A 22,440-nucleotide genomic window follows, 5' to 3' on the forward strand; every position below is an offset into this window, starting at 1 on the left:
GGTGGGGTGCCGGGAGGCGGGGGACGCTCGGCGGGGACGGCGTGGTGTTGATCACCCCGGGCCGTCGCCGCCGCGGGGAACCGCCCGGCGGCGAATCGCCTCTTCCCTGTCGCACGACGGTTTTGGCGACATTGTTGGGGTTTGGAGTCATCGAGTGAAGTCCCGTTCCAAGGTTCTGGTGCCCGCCGCCTTCCTGCTGGCCGCGTCCCTGGCGGTGTCCGGGTGCTCCGGCGGCCCGACGGAGGCGTCGTTCGACGGCAAGGCTCCCGCGAAGCCGTCGAAGGGCGGAGCGGGTGGAGCGAGCGCGACGCCGTCCGCCCCGGGCAACGTCCAGATGCCCACGAACGTCCGCAAGTGGAACCTGCAGCGCGAGCTGAGCGACGGCACGCAGGTCATGTGGACCACGCTCAAGGGCCCGAAGTCGGGCTTTGAGGGCCGGGTGTGGGCCTGGGTGCCCAAGCAGTACAAGGAGAAGAAGTACCAGAACAGCGCGTTCCCGGTGCTGACGGCGCTGCCGGGCGCCTCGGGCTACCCGACGAACTACTGGTTCGGCTCCGACTTCAAGCTCCAGGAGCGGATCGCCCAGCAGGTCGAAGAGGGCAAGTCGCTGCCGTTCATCGTGATGATGCCGGTGCTGAACGCCAAGCTGGACCAGTACTGGGACGGCAGTGACATCCCCAACCAGCCGAAGATGGGCACGTGGATGTCAGACGACGTGCCGGACCTGGCGCGCGAGAACTTCCGCACCTACAAGGACCCGAAGGGGTGGGGGTTCTTCGGGTCCTCGGCGGGCGGCTACGTCGGCATGAAGATGGTGCTCCAGTACCCCGAGCGGTTCAGCACGGCGGTCGCGGGCGGCCCCGACACCGCCCCCGACTCGCCGTTCTGGAAGGGCTTCGAGGAGCAGCGGCTCGCCAACGACCCGGCCCGGCTGGCGGAGGCGCTCGTCAAGCGGGGCGGCCCGAAGGTCCACCTGTCGTTCCTGCTCGGCGACAAGGAGGAGGGGGCGAAGGTGAAGGCCTTCAAGGAGAAGATCGGCAAGGGCCCGATCGAGACCGATCTGCACATCATCCCCAATGCCGGGCACGACGGCTACAAGTACGCCGACGGGCTGTTCCAGGGCCCCCTGGAGTGGATCAGCAAGCGGATGACCGGGCCCGTGCCCGCCCCGTGAGTCACGGTGCCGGTTCGCCGGCCGCCGCGGACGGCAGGGCGGGGGCCGGGCGGGGCCGGCGCTGCCACCAGTGGTGGCGGCGCGGGTGGACGGCGCGGCTCGCACGGCGGCCGAGGAAGAGGTAGCCGAGGAGCGCGCCGGACGTGTTGAGGATGACGTCGTCCACATCGAAGGCCCGCCCCGTGACGAGCGCCCCCTGGACCAGCTCCACCAGGGTCATCACGACGGCGGTGGTCAGCGCAACCCGCAGCAGGCCCCGGGTCTGCGGCACGAGGACGGGCAGCAGGATCCCGAAGGGGACACCGAGCAGCAGGTTGCCGCCGAGCTGTTTGACGGCGTCCTTCACGGACGCGCCGTCGAGGTAGGCGTTGATCGACGCCCCGGGGTGGACGTTGCTGTGCACGAGCGCGGCGGAGGCCGCGGACGGCTCCAGGGTGACGCGGGCCAGGGCGATGCTGAACAGGACCGTGCCGGCGAACGCGGCGAGCATCGCGAGGGCCCGGACGACCGGATGGGCGGGCCGGGCCGGCCGTACGGGCTCGGCGGCCGGGGCCGGCGCCGTCCGCCGGCGCCACCACACGGGGCGGGACGGGGACGCCGCGGGCGACGCGGGGAGCGGGGTGTGCGGCGGGACCGGGGGCCGGGGCGGCGCCGGGTCCGGGCGCCGCGCCGCGGTCCCGGGGGACGGCGGCGCGGACCGCCGCTGCGCGCGCGGCGCCGTCGGGTCCTTCCGTAGCCCGCCCAGCTCCTTCCGTAGCCCGCTCAGCCAGGCGGGACGCCTGGTCACGGCGGGGGCGGAGGTCTTTCGCTCGTCCACGGGTCACTCCCTCGGCGGCGTTCCGGTTCCGGCGGGGCGTGCGCCCCGGGGCTGCACGTGTACCCCGGGACGGGGCCTCCACACGGTCCGCGCGGGGGCGTCACGGCCCGGGCAACCAGGGCCGGTTCGGCGCCAGGGTGGCCGGAAAGCGCCGGAGCCGTGCCGGAGTGCCGGTGGACTCCCCTCCTCCGCGGTGCCGTTGTGCTGCGTTTCGGTCAAGTTCCTCGATTCCAAATGGAGCGACGTCGGAATGTCGAAAAGCGTCCGCTGCGCCCCGATCGCCCCGGGAGCTACCGTTGCGCTCGCTTGTCCGTCACACAGATCCGGCCATCACAAGTCGTCCCACATCCTGGGGAGTTCTCATGGCAGATTTCGACGCGGCCACGTCCTTCGAGGCCCACGACCTGGACCTCGGTGGCATCACCGTCACCTCGATGCGCGACACCGCGGGTGTTTCGGCCCTCGCGGCCGCATCCTCCACCTCCACCTGTGGCATCCCCACCGCCACCGCCTGTCAGTGCAGCCACCAGCAGCCCCACCTTCCGGGCGTCGTCTGAGCCCGGCGCGTTGAGAAGCCCGGCCCGCTGAAGGGCCCGGCCCGCTGAGAAGCCCGTTCCGGCACCCCGTGCGGGACGCCGGAACGGGCGCTCCGCCTCCTGCCCCCACTCCCGCACAGGCCGAGCCGGAAGGACCGGGACGCCATGACACCCCCTGCTCCCGCCGCGCGCACCGCCCCGTACGCGCTGGTGCGCGCGACGACGCTGAGCCTGCCCGCGCAGTCGCCCGACGCGGCCGCCTTCCGGCACGGGCTGGCCGAACTGACGCTGCTGGAGGGGGCGTCGGCCCGTCTCCTGCCGCGCCTCACCGACGCCCTGTACGAGAGCCGGGGCGGCCACCACGACTCCTTCCACCGAGACGTGGTGCTCCCGCTGCGCCGGGCCCTGCACAACGGGCGCGAGCCCCGGCCCGCACTGCTCGACGCCCTCGGCGACCTGCCCGGGCGGGTACCGGCGCTGCGGGAGTGGCTGGAGCTGCGCGGGCGGCTGGCCGCCGGACGGGCCGTGGTCGCCGGATCGGCGCCTCGGGCGCTGGCCGCCGAACGCGAGGCCCTGTACGCCCTGTGCCGCGAGCCCGCCCTCGCCCTCGCCGCTTCCGCGACCAGCGCCGACCTGCTGGCCGCCGTCGAGCGGGCGGGGGCCGGGGCGACGGGCCGGCGCGCCCGCAAGGAGGAGCCCGGGGTCCTGCGGCACGCCGTCCGCGCCGCCACCCGCAGCACTCCGGTGTCCTGGTTCACGGCGGTCGGCTGGGTGCCGCTCCCCGCCGGGCCCGCCGCCGCGCCCGAGGACGCCGGGCGGCCCGGGTGGGGGGACGGGGACCTGCTGGGCCCGACCGGCAACACCGTGCGCACCAGCCGGAGTCTGGTCGCCGCGCTGTGCGAGGCGCTGCTCGCCGACCCGCGCAGGCGGGCGCGGCTGCCGCACCGGATGACGAGTGCGGCCCGTACCGCCGGGGGCCGGGCCACCTTCGTCCGCACCCGGGGCATCTCCGCCGTCGGCCGCTTCGTGCTCACCGACGAGGACGAGGTCGAGGTCGTGGCGAGCGCACCGCTGGAACGGGTGGCGCAGCTGTGCCGGACGCCCGCGACACCGGGGGAACTCGCCGCCGCGCTCGCCGCCCCGCAGGACCGTCCGGCCGCGCTCGCGTACGTGGAGCAGCTGGTGGACGCCGGTCTGCTGGTCCCCGTACCGCCCGTCGGAGCACAGGACGACGATCCGCTGGGCCGGCTCGCCGGCTGGCTGCGCGAGGGCGCGGACGCGGACGCGACGCACGGGGATGCCGCCCTGGCGGCCCGGCTCGACGAGATCGCCGACGCCACGCGGAAGTTCGGCGCGGCCGACCCGCGCGAGCGCACCGTACTGCTGGCCGGCCTGCGCGAGCGGTGGGCGGCCCTGCTGGCCGCGGCCGGGCGTCCGCTGCCCGGCGGGCGGAGCGGGGTGCCGCCGGTGCTCACGGAGGACGTGGTGGCCCGCCGCCCGGTGGCCGCCGACGGGCTGCTGGACCCCGCCGACCACGAGGCGCTGCGCGAAGTCGGCGCCCTGGCCGAACTGTTCGACCTCGGACACCTCGTACGCCGGGCCCTGCGCGACCGGTTCGTGGCGCGCTACGGCCCGGGCGGCGTCTGCCGTCCGGTCTGGGACTTCGGCAGGGAGACGGTCGCGGCGTGGGAGGACACCGTCCGGGACGCGTTCCGCCCGCTGGACGACCCCGGTACGGCGCCGCTGCCCACGCGTGCGGCCGAACTCGTGGGCCTGCGGAGCGAGTTCGAGGAGCAGGTGCGGGAGCTGGCGCGGTCCCGGGCGGACGCGGACGCCGATGTGGTGCTCCCGCCGGAACTGGTGGGCGAGTTCACGGCGCGGCTGCCCGGCTGGGCCGCGGCGCGGCCGCTGTCCTACGCCCACTTCCTGCAACGCGACGCGCAGCAGGACCTGTTGGTCCTCAACCACGTATACGGCGGCTGGGGGCGGGTCGGGAGCCGGTTCCTCGGACTGCTCGACGCCCGGGCCGCCGGATCGCTCGCGCGGGAGGTCGGCCGGGCTGCGGGACCGGCGGGCCGGCCGGTGCAGTTCCGTCCGGTCCAGGGCTTCAACGCCAACCTGCAACCGCGCTTCATGCCGGACGAGGTGGTCGCGGAGGAATCCGGCCCGGCGGCCGGGTCCCCGCCGGGCCGGGAACCGGTCGGCGACGGCGATCTGGAGCTCTTCCACGACGAGGCCACCGACCAGGTGCGCCTGCGGCCGTGCGGCACGGGCGGGGCACTGGACGTCTTCTACCCCGGCCTGCTGGTGAGCGGGGTGCTGACCACGCGGGGCGCTCCCCTGGTGCACGACCATCCGGAGGGGGTCGTCTCCTTCGCCTCGCTCGTGCCCCGGCTGGTCACGCAGGTGCCCGGCGGCCCGCTGGTGCGCACCCCCCGGCTGCGGTACCGGCACGTCGTACTGCGCCGGCGCCGCTGGAAGCTGGCCGCCGCCACGGTGGCCGCCCTGCGCGCGGAGCTGGCGGCCGACGCCGAGGTGCCGTACGGGACCGCGGCGCGCTGGCGGGCCCTGCTGGGCGTACCCGACCAGGTGTTCCTGCACGCGCCGCTCGGCGCCGCGACGGAGTCCGGCGGGGCGCGGGAGCGGGAACGGGAGCGGGAGCCGGAGCCGGACCGGTCCGCGCCCCCGAAGCCGCAGCTCGTCGACCTCGGCAACGCCCTGCACCTGCGCTGCCTCGACAAGTGGCTCTCCCGCCACCCGGACGGCGTGGTGCTGGAGGAGGCCCTGCCCGCCCCCGGTGGACGGGAGCGGCCGACGCGCGCCGTCGAAGCCGTGGTGGAGACCTACCGGGCGGGGAGCGCCCCGTGACCGGCACCCCGCCGCCCGGCGCGCCCGGGGAGCCCGACGCCCTGGAGTCGCTGCGGCACTGGCGGCTGCGGCCCTCCGTGACCGCGAGCCCGCTCGGCGCGGGCCTGCACCTGCGGGGGTGGAGCACGAGCGTCACCCTGGAGGGCAGCCCGGCGCTGCCGGCGCTCTGGCGGATGGTGGAGGAGGCCCTGCGCACGGGCGGCGCGGCGGACCTCGCCGCCCGTACGGGGACGGGTACGCCGCTGCGGGGCGCGCTGTGCACGCTCATCGGGCAGTTGCACGCGCACGGGATGCTGGTCGAGGACCGGGCTCCGGCCATGGGCACGCCGGCGGCCGACTGGCTCCTCTCGGTCGCGGAGCACCCCGCCGGGGCGGCCGCGGCGCTCGCCGCCACCCGGGTGGAGGTGCGGGCGGCCGGCCGGGAGGGCGCCCTGGCCCCGGCGGTCGTACGGGCCCTGGTGCGCGCCGGGGTCACCGCCGTCGCCGTCCGCGCCGACGGGGGCCCCGGGGAGCGGGTGTTGCTGCGGGCCGCCGGGGCCGACGGCACCGAGCGGGCGGTCGGCGCGGCCGTCCGGCCCGGCGGCGCGTTCGTCACCCCGGTCGGCAGCCCGGCGCGGGCCGAGGCGGACACGGCCGCGCTCGCCGACCGGCTCGGCCGGGACGGGGCCGCCGGGCCGGGGGCGGAGCCGGACCCGGCGCTGGCCGCCCTGGTGGCGGGCGCGGCGGCGCAGCGGCTGCTGTGCGCGCTGGCGGGACTTCCCGATCCGGGCCTCGATCCGGGGCGGGATCCGGGGCAGGACGGCGCGGGCGATGCGAGCGATGCGGGCGATCCGGGGGCGCTGCCGGTGTTTCCCACGGTGCTGGTCGCCGGGGACCGGCCGTTGACCGCGGCCTACCACCCCTGGCCGCGGGGGGCCGCCGCGCCGGCGGCCGCGCCCGGCACGCTCGCGGAGGCCCTGGCCGGAGTGGCCGCGCTGGGCGACGAACGGCTCGGGGTGCTGACGCCGCCGCTGACCGGGAGCCTGCCCCAGCTGCCGGTGGCACTGGCGGGCTGTGCGGCGCCGGGCGGCGGCCTGCTGACGGCGGGCGCCGTCCGGGCCGACCTGGCCCGGCTCGACGCGCTGTGCCGGGCGGCCGAACTGAGCTGCGGGGCGGAGGGGGCGGCGCGGCGGGCCGGGCCCGTCGTGGTCGGGGCGGGTCCCGGCCACGCCCTGGGGCGGGCGCTGCGGCGGGCCGCGCTGCGGCTTCCCCCGCCGTCGGCGGGGCCCGCGCCGCGGTCCGGGTACATGGGCGGGCATCCGCAGGCCCGGCACTGGTGGGGGGTGCTGACCCGGCGCCTCGGGGTCCGCGCGGAGCTCGGCGTGACCCCGCTGGACGCGGCGGGTACGGCCTACCGGGCCGAGGTGCGCGGGGGCGCCGTGCCCGGGCGGCTGCTCGGGCGGGCGGTGGAGGCCACCGCGGGGGACGCGGCCGCCTTCGCGGCGCTGGCCGCGCTGGTCCGCGTACGGGCTCGGCAGCTCGATCCGACGGTCCGTCACATCACGTCACCCGGAGGGGAGTCGGCTCCGCTGGCCGCGGCGGGAACGGTCCCGGCGCCCTGGGAGGACGAGAGCTGGACGGCCGGCTGGTGGGCGGCGCTCGCCACACGCGAAGCGGCCCTGCACGCCACCCTGCTGGAGCTGACCGGCCTGCGCACCGCCCCCTGGGAGCCCCCGGACCCCGGGGCCCGTGGCGTGTTCGCCGCGCTCCGCGGATGCGGTTTCACGGTCCTCACGGACCTCACGCCACACGATCGCGACACGGAAGGGGGGCCGCGGTGACCCCGTCGGCGCCACCCGGCACCCGTACGCCCCTCGGTGCGGCCCTGGCCGCGCTCGGCCAGACCGTCCTCGACGCCCCCGGCGCCCTCGGGACCACGACGGGCCGGGCCGTGGTGGTCCTGGACGACTGGGACCTGGAGACCGCCGCCGAGCTGTCGCGGCACGCCCTGCGGCACCCGGTGACCCTGGTCCCGGTGCGCGGGGACGGCGCGCTGACGGTGGTCGGCCCGGTGCTGCGGCCGGGCGCCGTGGGCTGCCTGTCCTGCTCGGAGTACCGCAGGCTCGCCACCATCGGCGGCCGCGTCCCGTGGCACAGCCCCGGACTGCGGCTGGCGGGGCGCCCCTCCCCCGCGCTGGCGGACGCCGTCGCGGCGCTGGCCGCCGGGCTGGCCGCCGCGCCCGCCCCGGCGGCGGACGCCGGGGCGGCGGTGCGCGTGGTGCACAACGGCCGCGCCACCTGGTCGGACCACGTCCTGCGGCCGGTCGGCGGCTGCGCCGTGTGCCTGCCCCTGCCCGACGACGACCCCGGCGCGGCCCGCCCCCGGTGGGCGGGGCGGCCGCTGCCGGACCCGCTGGTGCTGCGCGGCCCGGGCGGCCGTACGGACCGGGCCGCCCTGCGCGCCGAGCTGTACGACGAGCGGTTCGGCCCGGTGGGCCGGGTGGTGCGGACCGAGGACTCCGTGCACAGCCTCACCAGCGCGTACGTCACCCTCGGCCGGAGCCTGCCGGACGGCGGGTACGGCCGCTCGGGCGACTACGACAGCAGCGAACGGGTGGCCCTCTTCGAGGGCGTCGAGCGGCTCACCGGGATGAGCCCGCACGGGCGGCGCACCGTACTGCGCTCCTCCTACGCCGCGTTGGGGCCGGAGCGGGCGGTGGACCCGGAGCGGCTGGGGCTGCCCGATCCCGCCCACCACGGCCATCCGGCCTCCCCGACCGTGCCCTACGCGCCGGAGCTGGAGCTCGACTGGGTGTACGGCTGGTCGCTGACCGGCGCCCGCAGCGTCGCCGTGCCCGAGCACGTCGCCTACTGGGATCCGAGCCCGGGGCGGCCGCGCGTGGTCTACGAGTGCTCCAGCGGCTGCGGGCTCGGCAACAGCCCCGAAGAGGCGGCCCTGTACGGGCTGTTCGAGGTCGCCGAGCGGGACGCGTTCCTGATGGCCTGGTACGCGCGGACCCCGTTGCGCCGGGTCGCGCTGCCCGAGGACGACCTCGAAGTGATGCACCTGGCCGACCGGGCGGAGCTGGCGGGCTACGAACTGACCCTGCTGGACGCCACGAACGACTTCGGCGTCCCGGCGGTCGTCGTGGTCGTCCGCCACGGTGATCCGCGGTCGGCGGCGCCGCAGGTGTTCGTGGCGGCCGGGGCCCACCACGACCCGCGCGTCGCGATCCGCTCGGCGGTGGTGGAAGCGGTGACGAACGTGTTCAACGCCGCCCAGCGGCTGCGGGCGGAGCCCGGGGTCTGCGACCCCCGCCGGCTGCGGCCCATGCTGGAGCAGCCCGAACTGGTCCGCACGCTCGGCGACCACACCGCGCTGTACGGCCTTCCGCAGGCCCGGCCGCGGCTGGACTTCCTGTTCGGCGACGACCGGCCGACGCCCTGGCGGGAGGTCTGGCCGGGGGCGCCGGAGCCGGTGGCGGACCTGGCCGGGCTGCTCGGCACGACGGTGCGGCGGCTGGCGGGCGCCGGCCTGGAGGTGATCGTGGTCGGCCAGGACGATCCGGGCGTGCGCCGGAGGCTCGGTCTGCACACGGCCAAGGCCGTGGTGCCGGGGGCGCTGCCGATGACGTTCGGACACGTCAACCGCCGGACCCGGGGGCTGGCCAGGCTCCTGGAGGTCCCGCACCGGCTGGGCCGGGCCCCGGGGCCGCTGCGGCACGACGAACTCGCGCTCCATCCGCACCCCTTCCCCTGAGGAGCCGCTCCGTGATCACCGCCCCCCGAGGCCCGGACACGGTCCTGCGCTGCGCCCTGCCCGCAGCGCCGCCCGAGGCCGTCGACACCTTCCTGGTGGAGGACCTGGCGCCGCTGCTGGACGGGCTCGTCGCCGGGGGCTGGGCGGCCGCCTGGTCCTTCGTACGGGACGGGACGGGCGGACCGCAGCTGCTCGTCCGGGTTTACGGGCCACGGCCCGGGGCGGCCGGACCGCTGGACTCCGTCGTACGGCAGCTGGCCGGGGCGGCGCGGGTGCAGGGGGAGACCGGCGCGCCGGACGGCGCGGGCGCGGGCGCGGGCGCGGCGGCGGAGGCCGCGGCGCTGTCCACGCGGATCGCGGTGGAGTGCGTCGCCGGGACCGCGCGCGGGAGCCGGCGCCTGGCCGTGGCGGCGGACCTGGCGCACGCCACCGCCTGGGCCCTCGGCCGGGACCGGTTCGGGGCGGCGCGCTGGCTGCGCGGGCTGGCGGCCGGACGGCTCGGGTCCGGGGAGGCGCCGCTGCCGCCGCGCCGGGTCCACGCCCAGGTGAACGCGGTGTACGCGGCGCAGCGCGAGAGCCTCTCCGGCCGGGCGGCGGCCCTGCGCGAGGGGTTGGCGCGGGGCACGGTGACGGGACCGGTCGCACGCTGGGCGGACCACCTGCGCGGGGCGGCGGCGGGCGGAACCGTGGACGCAACCGGAGCCGGTCGCTGGGGCGGACCCGAGGGCGCAACCGAAGGCTGGGTCGGGGACGCAACCGGAGCCGGTGACGGGGTGGTCTGGGGGCGTGAGCTGCACCTGCTCTGCAACCGGCTCGGGGTGGCCCCGGACGAGGAGCGGGCCGTGTACCGGCTGGCCGCGCACGCGCTGCTGGACTCGGGCGAGCCGGCCGCGTACTTCCCCGAGGGGCACCTGGCCCCCGACTGGCAGTACCTGGAGCGGAGCAAGGTGCGGGCGGGCTGGGACGCCGAGGGGGCGCTGCGCCCGGCGCCCGCGGAGGTGGTGCCCGCCGGGACGGAGGTGCCGCTGCCCGGGGGTCCGCTGCCGGACGTCTCGCTGCGGGCCGCCGTCGCCGGGCGGAGCAGCGTCCGCCGTGGTCTGGCCGGTCCGCTGCCCGCCGGACTGCTCGGCACCCTGCTGTGGGGCGCCCATGCCACCAGCCACACCACGGGCTGCGACGACCCGTTCCCGCACCGCCCGTATCCGAGCCCGGGCGGCCTCTACGCGGCGGGGGTGCGGCTGTTCGCCTTCGGGGTGACCGGTCTGGCGCCCGGCACCTACCAGTGCGTGCCCGGCCGGCGTGCGCTGCTGCGGGTGGGCGGCGCGCCCCCGCTCGACGAACTCAAGGCGCTGTCCGCGTCCATGACGGCCCCGCCCGGGGATCCGTCGGCGGTGGTCGTGGACGAGGTCCCGGTGGTGCTCGGCCTGTACGTGGACCTCGGCAGGCTGCGGCGGCGCTACGGTCTGCGAGCGCTGCGGCTGGGCCTGCTGGAGGCCGGCCACCTGGCACAGTCCCTGCTGCTGACGGCATCGGCGCTGGGGCTGGCGGCAATGCCGCTGGGCGGGTTCCAGGACGACCTGGCGCACGAGCTGTTCGGCCTGGACGACCTGGACCGGCCCCTGCAGTACCTGCTCCCCCTGGGCCGCGCCGGCGCCGGGTGAGCGGCCGCCGCGGGGTGGGTGCGCCGTACCCCGGGACGGCGCGGCCTGGCCCGCGCCGGGGCGGGCGTCGAGGGTGGGGAGGACACCGCGACCGCCCCGCGCGGGCCGCCCGGCCCGGCAGCACGGACAGGAACCCGCATGCACGACGACACCGACGACACCGACGACACCGCCGACCCCGCCGTCCTCGAACGGATCCGGCGCCGGCGCGCCGACCCCGCGCGCCGCATCCTGTTCACGGGGGCGACCCTCGTCACCATGGATCCCGCCCTCGGCGTCCTGCGCGACTGCGATCTGCTCGTCGAGGGGGACACGATCGCGGCCGTCGGGCCCGGCCTGGACCCGGCGGGCGGCGTGCGCGTCGACGTCACCGGCACGGTCCTGTGTCCCGGGTTCGTCGACACCCACCGGCACGCGTGGCAGGCGCAGTTGCGCCGGATCATGCCGGACGTCGACGACCTGGGCGGATACGTACGGACCACCCTGGCCGGGTACGCGCCGGTCTACCGGCCCGAGGACATGTACAGCGGCACCCGGCTGGCCGCGCTCACCGCCATCGACAGCGGCATCACCTGCATGCTCGACTTCTCGCACAACTCCCGTACGCCCGAGCACTCCGACGCCGCCGTCGAGGCGCTCCTCGACTCGGGCATCCGGGGCGTCCACGCCTCCATGGGACCGCACTTCGGGGGCTGGGACCGGCAGTGGCCCGGCGACCTGACCCGGCTGCGGGAGCGCTACTTCAGCGGTGACGACCAGCTGCTGACGCTGCGTCTGGCCGCCCTCGCCACCGATGAGATCGCCGGTCCGGACCTGGCCTACGGTCCCGCGCTGGCCCGCTGCGCCCGGGAGCTGGGCATCGGCGTGAGCGTGGACGCCGTCTTCGGCGCCCCCTCCTCGCGGGCGGTCCTGGAGTGGGCGGCGCAGGGCCTGCTCGGCCCGGACCTGACGCTGATCCACGCGACCGGCCTGACGCCGCGGGCGTGGCGGGCCATCGGGGAGAGCGGCGCCACGGTGTCCCTGGCTCCCTCCTCGGAGGCGCAGATCGGCCTGGAGACGGCCGTTCCCGCCGTGGACGAGGCCCTGGCCGCCGGAGTCCGCCCGGGGCTCGGCATCGACGTGGAGGTCGCCCTGGCCGGGGACATGTTCACGCAGATGCGGCTGCTGCTCGGCATCCAGCGGATGCGGGCGGTCAACTCGGCGTACGGCACGGGGCGCTCACCCCGGCGGATCACCGCGCACGACGTCCTGGACTTCGCCACGCTCCAGGGGGCCCGGACCAACGGCCTGGAGCGGCGAACCGGTTCGCTCACCCCGGGCAAGAAGGCGGACCTGCTCGTCATCCGGGCCGAGGACCTCAACACGATGCCGCTCAACGACCCGGTCGGCACGGTCGTGCTGGGATCCGACGCGCGCAACATCAGTGCCGTCCTCGTCGACGGCGAACCCCGCAAATGGGACGGCAGGGTCCTCGACGTGGACCTGTCCGCCCTGCGCGAGCGGGTCCACGCCTCGCGCGCGTACGTCCTGGGGGCCGCGGCCGTCGGCTGACGGGGGCGGGACGAGGCGGGACAGCGCCCGGGCGGCGGGGCCGCCGGGTGCGGCCTGGTAGACCACGAGCTGCTGGCCGGCCGCGCCGCGGACGTCGAAGGACTGGTAGGTGAGCGAGAGCGGTCCGGCGTCGGGGTGCGTGAACTCCTTGGCCGCGCGGGTCTTTCCGTAGACGGTGTGCGCGGCCCAGAGCGCGGCGAACTCCCGGCTGTCGGCGGTGAGCGAGGCCAGCAGGGCGAGCAGGCGCGGGTAGCGCGGGTGGAGTCCGGTGGCTTCCCGCAGGGCCGCCACCACGGCTTCGGCCGCGCTGTTCCAGTGCGTGAAGAAGGTGCGGGCCGCCGGGTCCAGGAAGGTCATGCGGGCGAGGTTGTCCGGCCGCTCGAACGGGGAGAACAGCGCCCCGGCCAGGGCGTTGGCGGCGAGCAGGTCGGTCGCCGGGTTCAGTACGAAGGCCGGGGTGGCGGCGCATCCGTCGAGCAGCAGACGCAGTTCGGGCGCGACGGACTCCTGCGGCCGTGCGGCCCGGTCGCCCTCCGGCGGGGTGCCGGCGAGCCGGTGGAGGTGGTCGCGCGCGGGTCCGTCCATGCGCAGGGCGGCGCCGATCGCGTCGAGGACCTGCGCCGAGGGGCCGCGCTCGCGGCCCTGTTCCAGCCGGGCGTAGTAGTCGCCGTTCATGCCGGCCAGGACGGCGACCTCCTCCCGCCGCAGTCCCGTCACGCGGCGGCGGCCGTACGAGGCGAGGCCGACGTCCTCGGGCCGCAGCCGGGAGCGGTGGGCGCGCAGGAAGTCTCCGAGAGCGTTGCTGGTCACCCGAGCAGGGTAGGACGGCCCCGCCCGCCGGACCCGGGCGGGAGGGGCGGGCCGGGGCCCAGGGGCCGTCCGGCAGGATGGGGGCGTGGACCCGATCACCGCGCGCTCCGGACGCGCCGCGCCGCGCGCCCCCGTACGGACCCGGATGGCGGCGGCCGGGGCCGCGGCGCTGACCGTCGGCGCGGGGCTGGGGCTGCGGGCGGTGGCGACGGGGGACGTGGCCAAGTACGGCGGCGACGCGCTGTACGCCGTCCTGGTCCTCGCCCTGGTCGTCCTGGCCGCGCCCCGCCTCTCTCCCCCTCGGGCCGCGGCGACGGCGCTGGCCCTCAGCTGGGCCGTCGAGTTCTTCCAGCTCACCCCCGTACCGGCCGCGCTCGGCGCGCACAGCACCGCCGCCCGGCTGGTCCTCGGTTCCACCTTCAACGCCCCCGATCTGTTCTGGTACGCGGTCGGCGCGGCGGCGGGCGCCCTGCTGCTCACCGCCCTGCGCCGCCCTCCCCTGTGACCAACGCCACGGGTGGCCGCGGGCGCCCGTGCGGGAGCGCGCGGGCGGGCCCCGGCGGCCCCGGATGGGCCGTTCGGCCGAGGGAGCGGTCCCTACGCATGACCTAGCCTGGAGCGGCAACGTGAGATCCGGGGGCCGAGCGCAAAGGAAGAGCGCGTCCATGGGCATCACCAGCAGTTCCGCACGTCGCCGACGGGCGGGATCCACCGTCGCGGCCGCCGTCCTCGGCCTCCTGGCGGCAGCCGGCACCCCCGCCCTCGCCGCCTCCGACGTCACCGGCGGCCCGGCCGGCCGGCCCGCGGCCGCGGAGCTCTCCGGCTCCGCCCAGGGCTCCCCCGGCATCCCGCAGAGCATCTCCCGGCTGGCCCAGGGCCCGGGGCACGACGTCGCCATCACCATCGACGACGGGCCCGACCCCCGCTGGACCCCGCAGGTCCTGGAGGTGCTCCGGCAGAACCACGTCAAGGCCACCTTCTGCATGATCGGAACGAACGCGCAGAAGTACCCGGCCCTGGTGCGCGCGGTCGCCGCCGACGGGCACCAGCTGTGCGACCACTCCGTCGACCACGACGTGACCATGGACCACAAGCCCGTCGACTACCAGCGCCGGCAGATACTCGACGGCCAGGCCATGATCGAGAAGGCCGTTCCGGGCGTCGCCGTGAACTACTACCGCGCGCCGGGCGGTGCCTTCACCCCCGACAGCCGGGCCATCGCCACCGCGAGCGGGATGCGGCCCCTGGGCTGGAGCGTGGACCCCAAGGACTGGAGCAGGCCCGGCCTGCCGGCCATCGTCGCCGCCGTGGAGGGCAAGCTGCCCGCGCAGCCGACCGTCCTGTTCCACGACGGGGGCGGCGACCGCAGCGAGACCGTCGCGGCGCTCAAGGAGTACCTGCCCTGGCTGACGAAGCAGGGCTACTCCTTCACCTTCCCGGCCCGCACCGCACCCTGAGCGGTCCCGGAGACGATCATCTCGGCGCCGCAGTCGTGGAGACGGTCCCGTGGCTCGGTCTCCGGCCGGAGGGCCGAGCCGCAGCGCCGGGCCGCAGCGCCGGGCCGCGCCGGTCAGCGGGCGCTGCCGAGGTCGCGGTCTTCGGCGGAGCCCGCGAGCATGAGGGTCGTCTCCTCTATGCGGCGGAAGCGGCCGTCGGGTGCGAACTCCCCGAACAGGTAGACCTCCATGCTCACCGAGGAGCCGTCCCGCTTCGTGACGTGGACCGTGTGGCGGTCGGCGTAGCGCAGGCCGTCGTACAGCTCGTCGTGGACCTCCACCGTGCCCGACGCGACGACGTCGCGGAGGTGGCCGATGTGCGCGAGGAACTCGTCGCGGTCGTCCCAACGGCCGTCGGTGCGCTGGCGGTAGTCCGGGGCGAAGTGGCGGTCGGCGGCCTCGTGGAGGTCGAGTCCGGGGCTGAAGAGCAGGTCGGTGAGGGCTGCGGCGATTCCGGTGCGGCGGTTCATGGCGTGGTCCTTTCGACTGACCAGTGAAGAAGTGCGTGCGCTGCGCACGCTCTTGCCAGACCGTACCGCACATCCGTGCGCAGCGCACGCTAATCTTTGGGGTGTGGAGAAAAAGGACGTGGGGCACGAGATCGCCGACGCGCTGGGCCTGCTGCTCAGGCGCGGGACCCGCCAGGAGCTCTACCGGACCCTGACGGAAGGCGTCGGGGAGGCCGTGGACGAGGTGACGTACCCGATCATCAGCGGACTGGCCAGAACCGGCCCGCGCAGCGCCGCCGAGCTGGCCTCCGAGGTGGGGCTCGACCGCTCCGGCGTCACCCGGCGCGCCACCCGGCTGGAGACGGCGGGGCTCGTGCGGCGCACGCCCGACCCCGGGGACCGGCGCGCGACGCTGCTCACCCTCACCCCGGAGGGCGCGGCCACGGTCGAGCTGCTGCGCCGCCGTCTGGCCGCCCACATCGAGGCCTCCCTCTCCTCGTGGCCCCCCGGCGAGGCCGAGGCCTTCGCCCGCCACCTCCGGCGCTTCGTCACGGACGGCCCCTTCACCTGACCTGGCGGCGGCGACCGGCGGCGCGCCTACCGGTGGCCCGTCAGCCCGTCGCCCAACGGGCTGCGCCGGTACAGGACGTGACGGCCGTCGCGGGCCCTGGTCACCAGGCCCGTCGCGTGCAGGACGCGCAGGTGCTGCGAGACGGCGCTGGGCGTGACCCGCAGGCGGCGGGCCAGTTCGACGGTGGGCAGCGGGGTGTCGAGGAGGCCGAGCAGCCGGGCCCTGGAGGCGCCGAGCAGGGAAACCAGGGCCGACGGGTCCGCGGCGGGCTCCGGGGTCCACAGCGTCGCCACCCCGCGGCACGGGTACGCGAGCGCCGGGGCCTCTTCGGCGCTGAGCGGCGGCGCGGGCTTGTGCGCGAACACGGACGGGACGAGCAACAGCCCCCGGCCGGCCGCTTCGACGTGGTGGCGGCTGATCATCTGGCCGATGCGCAGGACCCCTGCGTGCCAGCGCAGGTTCGGATGCATGTCGGCGAACAGCAGACGGGCCCCGCCGACGGCGAGTTGCCGGGCCCGGTAGGTCATGTCGGCTTCGAGCAGCAGCCTCATGCGCGGCCACACCGGCTCGACGGCCACCTCCCAGTACTGCCGCAGGAGCGCGCAGACCGCGTCGCGCAGGGCGAGGACCGGCCCGTCGTCCGCGGTGGCCGCGGCGCGCAGCGGCCCCGGCAGCGGGTCGGGCGCGTGCGTGGCGAGCAGGTCGCGGCGGACGTGGGCGGCGGGCGTCCGCGCCACGGCGGCGAGTTCGTCGTCGAAGGCGGGCTCGAAGACCGAGGGGTGCGGGGTCAGGAAGTCGGGCAGGGTGCGCCGGACCGCGACCAGCGACATCAGCAGGGCGGTGTCGAGCCCGCCGAGCCCGCCGAGGACCGCCCGGCGCCACGGCAGGTGCAGGGCGGACAGTCCCGGATCGCGCAGCACCCGGAGGCTGAGCACGGTTTCCTGCAGCGGAGACACCGCGAACCGGGTGTCCGCCAGGTCCTCCACGCCGAGCCCGAAGCTGATCATTGAGCCATACGCTACATCCGTTGGCCCCGGGGCAGCGGTGGCGTCAACTTCCGGGCATGACAGCGACGAACGACACGGCGCCCGCCGTGCCCCCCGCGCCCGCCCCGCGCCCGGCGTCCACCGGAGCCCCGGGGCCGCGCATGCTGCTGCTCCTGTCCTTCACCGGCGCCGTCGCCGTGGGCAACATCTACTTCCCGCAGGCGATCAGCCCGCTCATCGCCGCCGCCCTGCACGAGCCGCCCGGTTCCGCCGCCCTCGTGGTGACCGCCACCCAGATCGGCTACACCGCCGGGATGCTCCTGCTGGTGCCGCTCGCCGACCGGGTCCCGTACCGGCCGCTCCTGGTCACCCTGCTCGTCCTCACCGGCCTCGGCCTCCTCGGCGCGGGCTGCGCCCCCGGCCTGGGGGCGCTGGTGGCGGCCAGTGCGCTGGTCGGCCTCGCGACCGTGGCGGCGCAGGTCATCGCACCGTTCGCGGCCGCCATGGTGGCCGCCGACCGCCGCGGGGCGGTGACGGGCACCCTGCTCAGCGGCTCGATCGGCGGCATGCTGCTGGCCCGTACGTTCAGCGGCACGCTCGGCGAGCGGTTCGGCTGGCGCGCGCCCTATCTGGTGGCGGCCGTCGTGGTCCTGCTGCTCGCCGCCGTCCTGGCCCGCGCCCTGCCGGTCACCGTCCCGCCCTCGCGCCGGTCCTACCCGGCGCTGCTGGCCGGTTCCCTGCGGCTGCTGCGCACCGAGCCGGAGCTGCGGCGCTCCTGCCTCTACCAGGGATGCGTCTTCGCCGGGTTCTCGGCCGTCTGGACCTCCGTGGCCCTCCTCCTCACCGGCCCCGCGTACGGGTTCGGCGCCCAGGCGGTCGGGACGCTCGCGCTGGTGGGGGCGGTCACCATGTTCTGCACCCCGTACGCCGGGCGCCTGGTCGACCGCCGGGGGCCGGACGCCGTCGGGCTCCTCTGCGTGCTCGGCGCCCTCGTCTCGGCCGGGGTGCTCGCCTTCGGCGCCGGGGGCGGCGCCCCGGGCACGGCGGCCCTGGTGGCCGGCACGCTGCTGCTGGACGTGGCGATGCAGTCCGGCATGGTCGCGCACAAGGCCCGCGTCTTCGCACTGCGGCCCGATGCCCTCGGCCGGCTCAACACCGCGTACATGACCTGCGTGTACCTGTGCGGCAGCGCGGGCTCGTGGGCCGGGGTGCGGATCTACGGCCGGGCCGGGTGGCCGGGGGTCTGCGCCCTGGTCGGCTGCCTGGCCCTGGTGGCGCTGGTCCGGCAGCTGACGGCGGCGTCCGCGCCGCGCCGGGGGTGAACCGGGCGCCCGGCGGGAGGGGTGTCCCGCCGGGCGCCCGGGCCGGAGCCGCTCCCCCGTTCGGCTCCCCCGTTCGGCTCCGCTCCTTCCGGCACGGCCGGCCGTGGGGCCGGTCCGGCCTATTCGACGGTCGTCCAGTCCAGGGTCCGTTCGACCGCCTTCTTCCAGCCGGCGTAGCCCTCCGCCCGCCGTTCCTCGGACCACTGCGGCTCCCAGCGCTTGGACTCCTGCCAGTGGGTGCGCAGTTCGGTCGTGTCCCGCCAGAAGCCGGTGGCCAGCCCGGCGGCGTACGCGGCGCCGAGCGCGGTGGTCTCGGCGACCACCGGACGGCTGACGGGGACGCCGAGGACATCGGCCTGGATCTGCATGCACAGGTCGTTGGCCGTCACTCCGCCGTCGACCTTGAGCACGTCGAGGTGGACCCCGGAGTCCTGTTCCATGGCCTCCACGACGTCCCGGCTCTGGTAGCAGATGGCTTCCAGGGTGGCGCGCGCCAGGTGCCCGTTGTCGTGGAAGCGGGCGAGGCCGACGATGGCGCCGCGGGCGTCGGACCGCCAGTACGGCGCGAACAGGCCCGAGAACGCGGGCACGAAGTACATGCCGCCGCTGTCCTCGACGGTGCGGGCCAGGCGTTCGGTCTCCGCCGCATCGGTGATGATCTTCAGCTGGTCGCGCAGCCACTGGACGGCCGAGCCGGTGACCGCGATGGATCCCTCCAGGGCGTAGACCGCCGGTTCGTCCCCGAACTGGTAGGCCACCGTGGTCAGCAGCCCGTGCTGGGAGCGGACCAGTTCGGTGCCGGTGTTGAGCACCAGGAAGTTGCCGGTGCCGTAGGTGTTCTTCGCCTCGCCGGGCTCGTAGCAGACCTGTCCGACGGTGGCGGCCTGCTGGTCACCGAGGACGCCCGCGATGGGGATCGCGGCCCGCAGCGGGCGCGAGGTACGGGTGACGCCGTAGGCGCTCGCGTGCGAGGAGGGGTGGATGGCGGGGAGCATCGAGCGCGGGATCCCGAAGAAGCCGAGCAGCTCGTCGTCCCAGTCGAGGGTCTCCAGGTCCATCAGCATGGTGCGGCTGGCATTGGTGACGTCGGTGGCGTGGATGCCGCCGTCGGGCCCTCCGGTGAGGTTCCACAGCACCCAGCAGTCGGTGTTGCCGAAGACGGCGTGGCCCTGCTCGGCGGCCTCGCGGGCCCCGTCCACGTTCTCCAGGATCCACTGGATCTTGCCGCCGGAGAAGTAGGTGGCCGGTGGCAGCCCGGCCTTGCGGCGGATGACGTCGCCCCGGCCCGAGCGTTCGAGCGCGGCGGCGATCGAGTCGGTGCGGGTGTCCTGCCAGACGATGGCGTTGTAGTACGGGCGACCGTTGCGCCGGTCCCAGACGACGGTCGTCTCGCGCTGGTTGGTGATGCCGATGGCCGCCAGGTCGGCCGGGGAGAGGTTGCCGTGCCGGAGCGCGTTCTGGATCACCGAGTTGGTGCGCTCCCATATCTCCACCGGGTCGTGCTCGACCCAGCCCGGCTTGGGCAGGATCTGCGCGTGTTCCAGCTGGTGCTTCGCGACCTCGTTGCCCGCATGATCGAAGATCATGAACCGGGTGCTCGTGGTGCCTTGGTCCACTGCGCCGACGAAGTCCGCCATGATGGTGCCGCCTCTCGTGTGGAGGGCCCCCGCTGTGGGAGACCCCCGCCCGTGCCCGGGGCGGCGGGTCACCGCCGCGGGCACGGGAGGGGTCCTGGATCGCGCGATCGAGGGCGCGGGATCAGGTCTCGGGGGCCGGGATGCGTCCCGGCGGCTCGGGCTCGGCGGTCGGCAGGAACCGGCCGATGAAGAACTTGTACATCCCCGCGCCGAGCAGGCCGCCGATCAGCGGGCCGATGATCGGCACCCAGAAGTAGAAGTTCCCGTACTGATCCCGCCAGGCTCCTCCGTAGCCGGTGAGGAAGCTGGCGAGCCGCGGACCGAAGTCACGGGCCGGGTTGATCGCGTAACCCGCGTTGGTTCCCCAGGCCATGCCGATCGCGACGACGATGAGGCCGACGATGAACGGGGCCAGGTTGGCACCGGGCGGGGTGTTGAGCAGGTCCGTGACGGCGAGGATCAGCAACAGCAGGATGGCCGTGCCGATGATCTGGTCGCGCAGCGCGCCCCACTCGGTGACCGGCAGGTTCGGATTGCCGTTGGCGGGCAGCGTCGAGAAGACGCCCTGCGTCTTGATGGTGTGGGTGGGGTCGACCTTGGCGAGGGCCTCGGTGTAGTTCCAGCGCACGATGAGGGCGGCGACGAAGGCGCCGGCGACCTGCGCCAGCGCGTACGGGGCGACCTTCTTCCAGGGGAAGCCCTTGAAGGCCGCCAGGGCGAGGGTCACCGCCGGGTTGAGGTGGGCGCCGCTGAGCCGTGCGGCGACGTAGACGCCCAGGGTGACGCCCAGCCCCCATGCCCAGGCGATGCTGTCGTGGTTGCCGAGGCCGCCGGGCGGATCGGTGAGTCCGCCGCCCGCGACCACTTGGGCCACCACGCCACAGCCGAAGAGGATCAGGATCATCGTGCCGGCGAATTCGGCGGATAGCTCGCCCACCAGCCCCGATGCCTTGAGACGATCAGCCATGAAGAGCCTGCTTCCTGCCGGCGAGACCGGCTGTCATCGGCCCGTCGGTGCCGCCGCCTGCCGCGGGGCCCGGCGATCGGTCGTTCACGCGGAACGGCACTGCCCGCCGTGCTCGGTGCGCCGGGCGCACCGAAGAGAATATGGCGGACAAATCTCCGCATACGCGGCATACATACCCTTTTATTGCGATCTTATACACCCGCGCGCCGACGCCGTACGGTCACCCCGGGCGACCGCGAGTGACCGCAGGCGGCGGCGGGCGCTCAGCCGCCGACCGTGACGACGATCTTGCCCACCTGGTTCCCGGCCTCCATGTAGCGGTGCGCCTCGGCGATGTCCTCCAGGGCGAAGACCCGGTCGACCGCCGGCCGGAAGGCACCCGATTCCAGTCCGGACCGGACGAACGCCTCGGCGCGGCGCAGGCGTTCGGGATCGGTGGTGATCTCGTGGACCGTGTACGTGCGCATGTTCAGGGCGGGCATCCCCAGCTCGAACCCGGGGTACGGGGTCGGCTCGCCGCTGACCGCCCCGTACAGGAAGAGCGTCCCTCCCGGGGCCACCACCCGGGCCAGGTCGACCACGCCGGGACCGGCGACCGCGTCGAAGACCAGGGCCGCGCCGCGTCCGGCGGTCAGGGCGCGGACGCGGTCGACGACGTCCTCCTCGCCGGTGACGATCACCGCGGCCGCACCCGCCGCCAGCAGGGCCTCCCGCTTGGCCGCCGTCCGGGTCGTGGCGATGGGCACCGCCCCCACCCGCCGGGCGACCCGGATGGCGGCCAGGCCGACGCTGCTGGACGCGGCGGTCAGCACGACCGCGTCCCCCGCGCGCAGGCCGCCGAGCTCCACCAGCGCCCCGTACGCCGTCAGGTAGGGCATCCACACCGCGGCCCCCTCGACCGGGCCGAGCCCCTCGGGGCGGTGCAGCACGGCGCGGGCGGGGACCAGGGCGTGCTCGGCGTAGACGCCGTAGCCGTTCATCGAGAACGCGGGCACCACGCTGACCGGGTCCCCCGCGGCGAATCCGGTCACCCCGGGGCCGACCGCCTCGACCACGCCCGCGGCCTCGGCCCCGAGCCGGGCGGGGAACCCCTCGACCGGCTCGATGTAGTGGCCGGCACGGAAGAGCACCTCCGCACGGTTGACACCGATCGCCTCGACCCCGATCAGCAGTTCCCCGGGGCCGGGCTCCCCGGCCTCCACCTCCTCCAGGCGCAGCACTTCAGGACCGCCGTACTCGTGGAACCGAACCGTCTTGCCCATCACACGTCCCCCGTCCGATCACCGGCGCGGCGCGCGCACGGCGCCGCCGGCCCCCACTCCACCTCAAGGTACGATGAATGTCAAACTTTGATGACCGTCGTACGATGCATCCAGGAGGTCACCCGACATGACGGCAACACGCGGCGGCGGACCGGAACGCGTCCCGCCACATCCCGACATCGCGACGATCGGCGTCCAGCAGGTCCTGGAGGCCCTCGTGGACCCGGTGCGCCGGCGCATCGTGAGCGCGCTGCACGCCGCTCCCGGTGACCTCGCCTGCGGCGCCATCGACCTGCCGGTCAGCAAGTCCACCGCCACCCACCACTTCCACGTCCTGCGGGAAGCGGGCCTGATCCGCCAGCACTACGCGGGGACGTCGAGGATGAACGGGCTGCGCCGCGCGGAAGTGGACGCGGCCTTCCCCGGACTGCTGGACGCGATCGTGGGGGCCCCGGACGGCGGAGCGGGCTCGTCGTCCTCCAGTCCGGCCAGGCCGGGGAACCGGTAGGGGTCGAGCGCCCAGCGCGGCGTGCGGGACGACAGTGCGTACGAGGGCTGCGTGCTCATCGTGCCTCCCCGAGGGGTCGGATCACT

Annotated in this window: 18 protein-coding genes and 1 pseudogene; 12 read left to right on the forward strand and 7 right to left on the reverse strand. The window is 75.8% G+C overall.

From position 1 onward, the window contains the following. Positions 1–154: 154 nt before the first annotated feature. Positions 155–1,174: an alpha/beta hydrolase gene (locus ACGFXC_RS05800; protein WP_393709874.1), complete on the forward strand. Its 1,020-nt coding sequence runs from the start codon at positions 155–157 to the stop codon at positions 1,172–1,174. Position 1,175: 1 nt separating this feature from the next. Here the strand turns inward: ACGFXC_RS05800 and ACGFXC_RS05805 are convergent, their stop codons facing one another. Further along, positions 1,176–1,991 (reverse strand): VanZ family protein, encoded by an 816-nt coding sequence (locus ACGFXC_RS05805; RefSeq protein ID WP_393709876.1) that lies wholly within the window; start codon positions 1,989–1,991, stop codon positions 1,176–1,178. A gap of 362 nt (positions 1,992–2,353) precedes the next feature. Here ACGFXC_RS05805 and ACGFXC_RS05810 point away from each other — a divergent pair, with 362 nt between their 5' ends. The 6 genes from ACGFXC_RS05810 to ACGFXC_RS05835 all read left to right on the forward strand — a co-directional run bounded on the left by ACGFXC_RS05810 (position 2,354) and on the right by ACGFXC_RS05835 (position 12,346). Further along, positions 2,354–2,548, forward strand: coding sequence for a hypothetical protein (locus ACGFXC_RS05810; RefSeq protein ID WP_393709878.1), 195 nt, complete (start codon positions 2,354–2,356; stop codon positions 2,546–2,548). 144 nt (positions 2,549–2,692) lie between these two features. Continuing rightward, complete coding sequence (locus tag ACGFXC_RS05815) at positions 2,693–5,395, forward strand: lantibiotic dehydratase (protein ID WP_393709880.1); 2,703 nt, start codon at positions 2,693–2,695, stop codon at positions 5,393–5,395. Continuing rightward, the gene (locus ACGFXC_RS05820) at positions 5,392–7,215 is read left to right on the forward strand and encodes a hypothetical protein (RefSeq protein WP_393709882.1); all 1,824 of its coding nucleotides are present in this window, start codon (positions 5,392–5,394) and stop codon (positions 7,213–7,215) included. Before ACGFXC_RS05815 ends, ACGFXC_RS05820 begins: the two co-directional genes overlap by 4 nt. Continuing rightward, on the forward strand, positions 7,212–9,134 hold the full coding sequence (locus ACGFXC_RS05825; RefSeq protein WP_393709884.1) for a TOMM precursor leader peptide-binding protein: 1,923 nt from the start codon (positions 7,212–7,214) through the stop codon (positions 9,132–9,134). The genes ACGFXC_RS05820 and ACGFXC_RS05825 overlap by 4 nt, the downstream gene beginning before the upstream one ends. 11 nt (positions 9,135–9,145) lie before the next feature. After that, on the forward strand, positions 9,146–10,795 hold the full coding sequence (locus ACGFXC_RS05830; protein WP_393709886.1) for a lantibiotic dehydratase C-terminal domain-containing protein: 1,650 nt from the start codon (positions 9,146–9,148) through the stop codon (positions 10,793–10,795). 138 nt (positions 10,796–10,933) lie between these two features. Then, on the forward strand, positions 10,934–12,346 hold the full coding sequence (locus tag ACGFXC_RS05835) for an amidohydrolase family protein (RefSeq protein WP_393709888.1): 1,413 nt from the start codon (positions 10,934–10,936) through the stop codon (positions 12,344–12,346). A gap of 12 nt (positions 12,347–12,358) precedes the next feature. Here the strand turns inward: ACGFXC_RS05835 and ACGFXC_RS05840 are convergent. Then, a pseudogene (locus tag ACGFXC_RS05840) lies at positions 12,359–13,156 on the reverse strand (helix-turn-helix transcriptional regulator); the annotation flags it as partial. A gap of 145 nt (positions 13,157–13,301) precedes the next feature. Here ACGFXC_RS05840 and ACGFXC_RS05845 point away from each other — a divergent pair. Together ACGFXC_RS05845 and ACGFXC_RS05850 are read left to right on the forward strand one after the other, a co-directional pair. Next, positions 13,302–13,661, forward strand: a complete 360-nt coding sequence (locus tag ACGFXC_RS05845) for a DUF2809 domain-containing protein (protein WP_393710901.1) — start codon at positions 13,302–13,304, stop codon at positions 13,659–13,661. A 160-nt stretch (positions 13,662–13,821) separates the two neighbouring features. Further along, complete coding sequence (locus ACGFXC_RS05850) at positions 13,822–14,613, forward strand: polysaccharide deacetylase family protein (protein WP_393709889.1); 792 nt, start codon at positions 13,822–13,824, stop codon at positions 14,611–14,613. 113 nt (positions 14,614–14,726) lie between these two features. On the opposite strand, the gene ACGFXC_RS05855 is transcribed toward ACGFXC_RS05850, so the two are convergent. Continuing rightward, a complete protein-coding gene (locus ACGFXC_RS05855) occupies positions 14,727–15,122 on the reverse strand; it encodes a nuclear transport factor 2 family protein (RefSeq protein ID WP_393709891.1) in 396 nt (131 codons plus the stop codon). A gap of 103 nt (positions 15,123–15,225) precedes the next feature. On the opposite strand from ACGFXC_RS05855, the gene ACGFXC_RS05860 reads away from it, so the two are divergent. Next, on the forward strand, positions 15,226–15,672 hold the full coding sequence (locus ACGFXC_RS05860; RefSeq protein ID WP_393709893.1) for a MarR family winged helix-turn-helix transcriptional regulator: 447 nt from the start codon (positions 15,226–15,228) through the stop codon (positions 15,670–15,672). A 26-nt stretch (positions 15,673–15,698) separates the two neighbouring features. Here the strand turns inward: ACGFXC_RS05860 and ACGFXC_RS05865 are convergent, their stop codons facing one another. Continuing rightward, positions 15,699–16,679, reverse strand: coding sequence for an ArsR family transcriptional regulator (locus tag ACGFXC_RS05865; protein ID WP_393709895.1), 981 nt, complete (start codon positions 16,677–16,679; stop codon positions 15,699–15,701). A gap of 56 nt (positions 16,680–16,735) precedes the next feature. On the opposite strand from ACGFXC_RS05865, the gene ACGFXC_RS05870 reads away from it, so the two are divergent. Further along, the gene (locus tag ACGFXC_RS05870; protein WP_393709897.1) at positions 16,736–17,980 is read left to right on the forward strand and encodes an MFS transporter; all 1,245 of its coding nucleotides are present in this window, start codon (positions 16,736–16,738) and stop codon (positions 17,978–17,980) included. A gap of 119 nt (positions 17,981–18,099) precedes the next feature. On the opposite strand, the gene glpK is transcribed toward ACGFXC_RS05870, so the two are convergent. From glpK to ACGFXC_RS05885, 3 genes are all read right to left on the reverse strand, one after another. Then, positions 18,100–19,617, reverse strand: a complete 1,518-nt coding sequence (gene glpK, locus ACGFXC_RS05875; RefSeq protein ID WP_393709899.1) for a glycerol kinase GlpK — start codon at positions 19,615–19,617, stop codon at positions 18,100–18,102. 121 nt (positions 19,618–19,738) lie between these two features. Next, positions 19,739–20,584 carry an MIP/aquaporin family protein gene (locus ACGFXC_RS05880; RefSeq protein ID WP_393709901.1) on the reverse strand — a complete coding sequence of 282 codons (846 nt, stop codon included), beginning with the start codon at positions 20,582–20,584 and terminating at the stop codon, positions 19,739–19,741. Positions 20,585–20,847: 263 nt separating this feature from the next. Next, the gene (locus ACGFXC_RS05885; protein WP_393709903.1) at positions 20,848–21,846 is read right to left on the reverse strand and encodes a zinc-dependent alcohol dehydrogenase family protein; all 999 of its coding nucleotides are present in this window, start codon (positions 21,844–21,846) and stop codon (positions 20,848–20,850) included. A 127-nt stretch (positions 21,847–21,973) separates the two neighbouring features. On the opposite strand from ACGFXC_RS05885, the gene ACGFXC_RS05890 reads away from it, so the two are divergent. After that, positions 21,974–22,354 (forward strand): ArsR/SmtB family transcription factor, encoded by a 381-nt coding sequence (locus ACGFXC_RS05890; protein ID WP_393709905.1) that lies wholly within the window; start codon positions 21,974–21,976, stop codon positions 22,352–22,354. Positions 22,355–22,440 lie beyond the last annotated feature (86 nt).

Source organism: Streptomyces sp. NPDC048507, assembly GCF_043199995.1.
GTDB lineage: Bacteria > Actinomycetota > Actinomycetes > Streptomycetales > Streptomycetaceae > Streptomyces.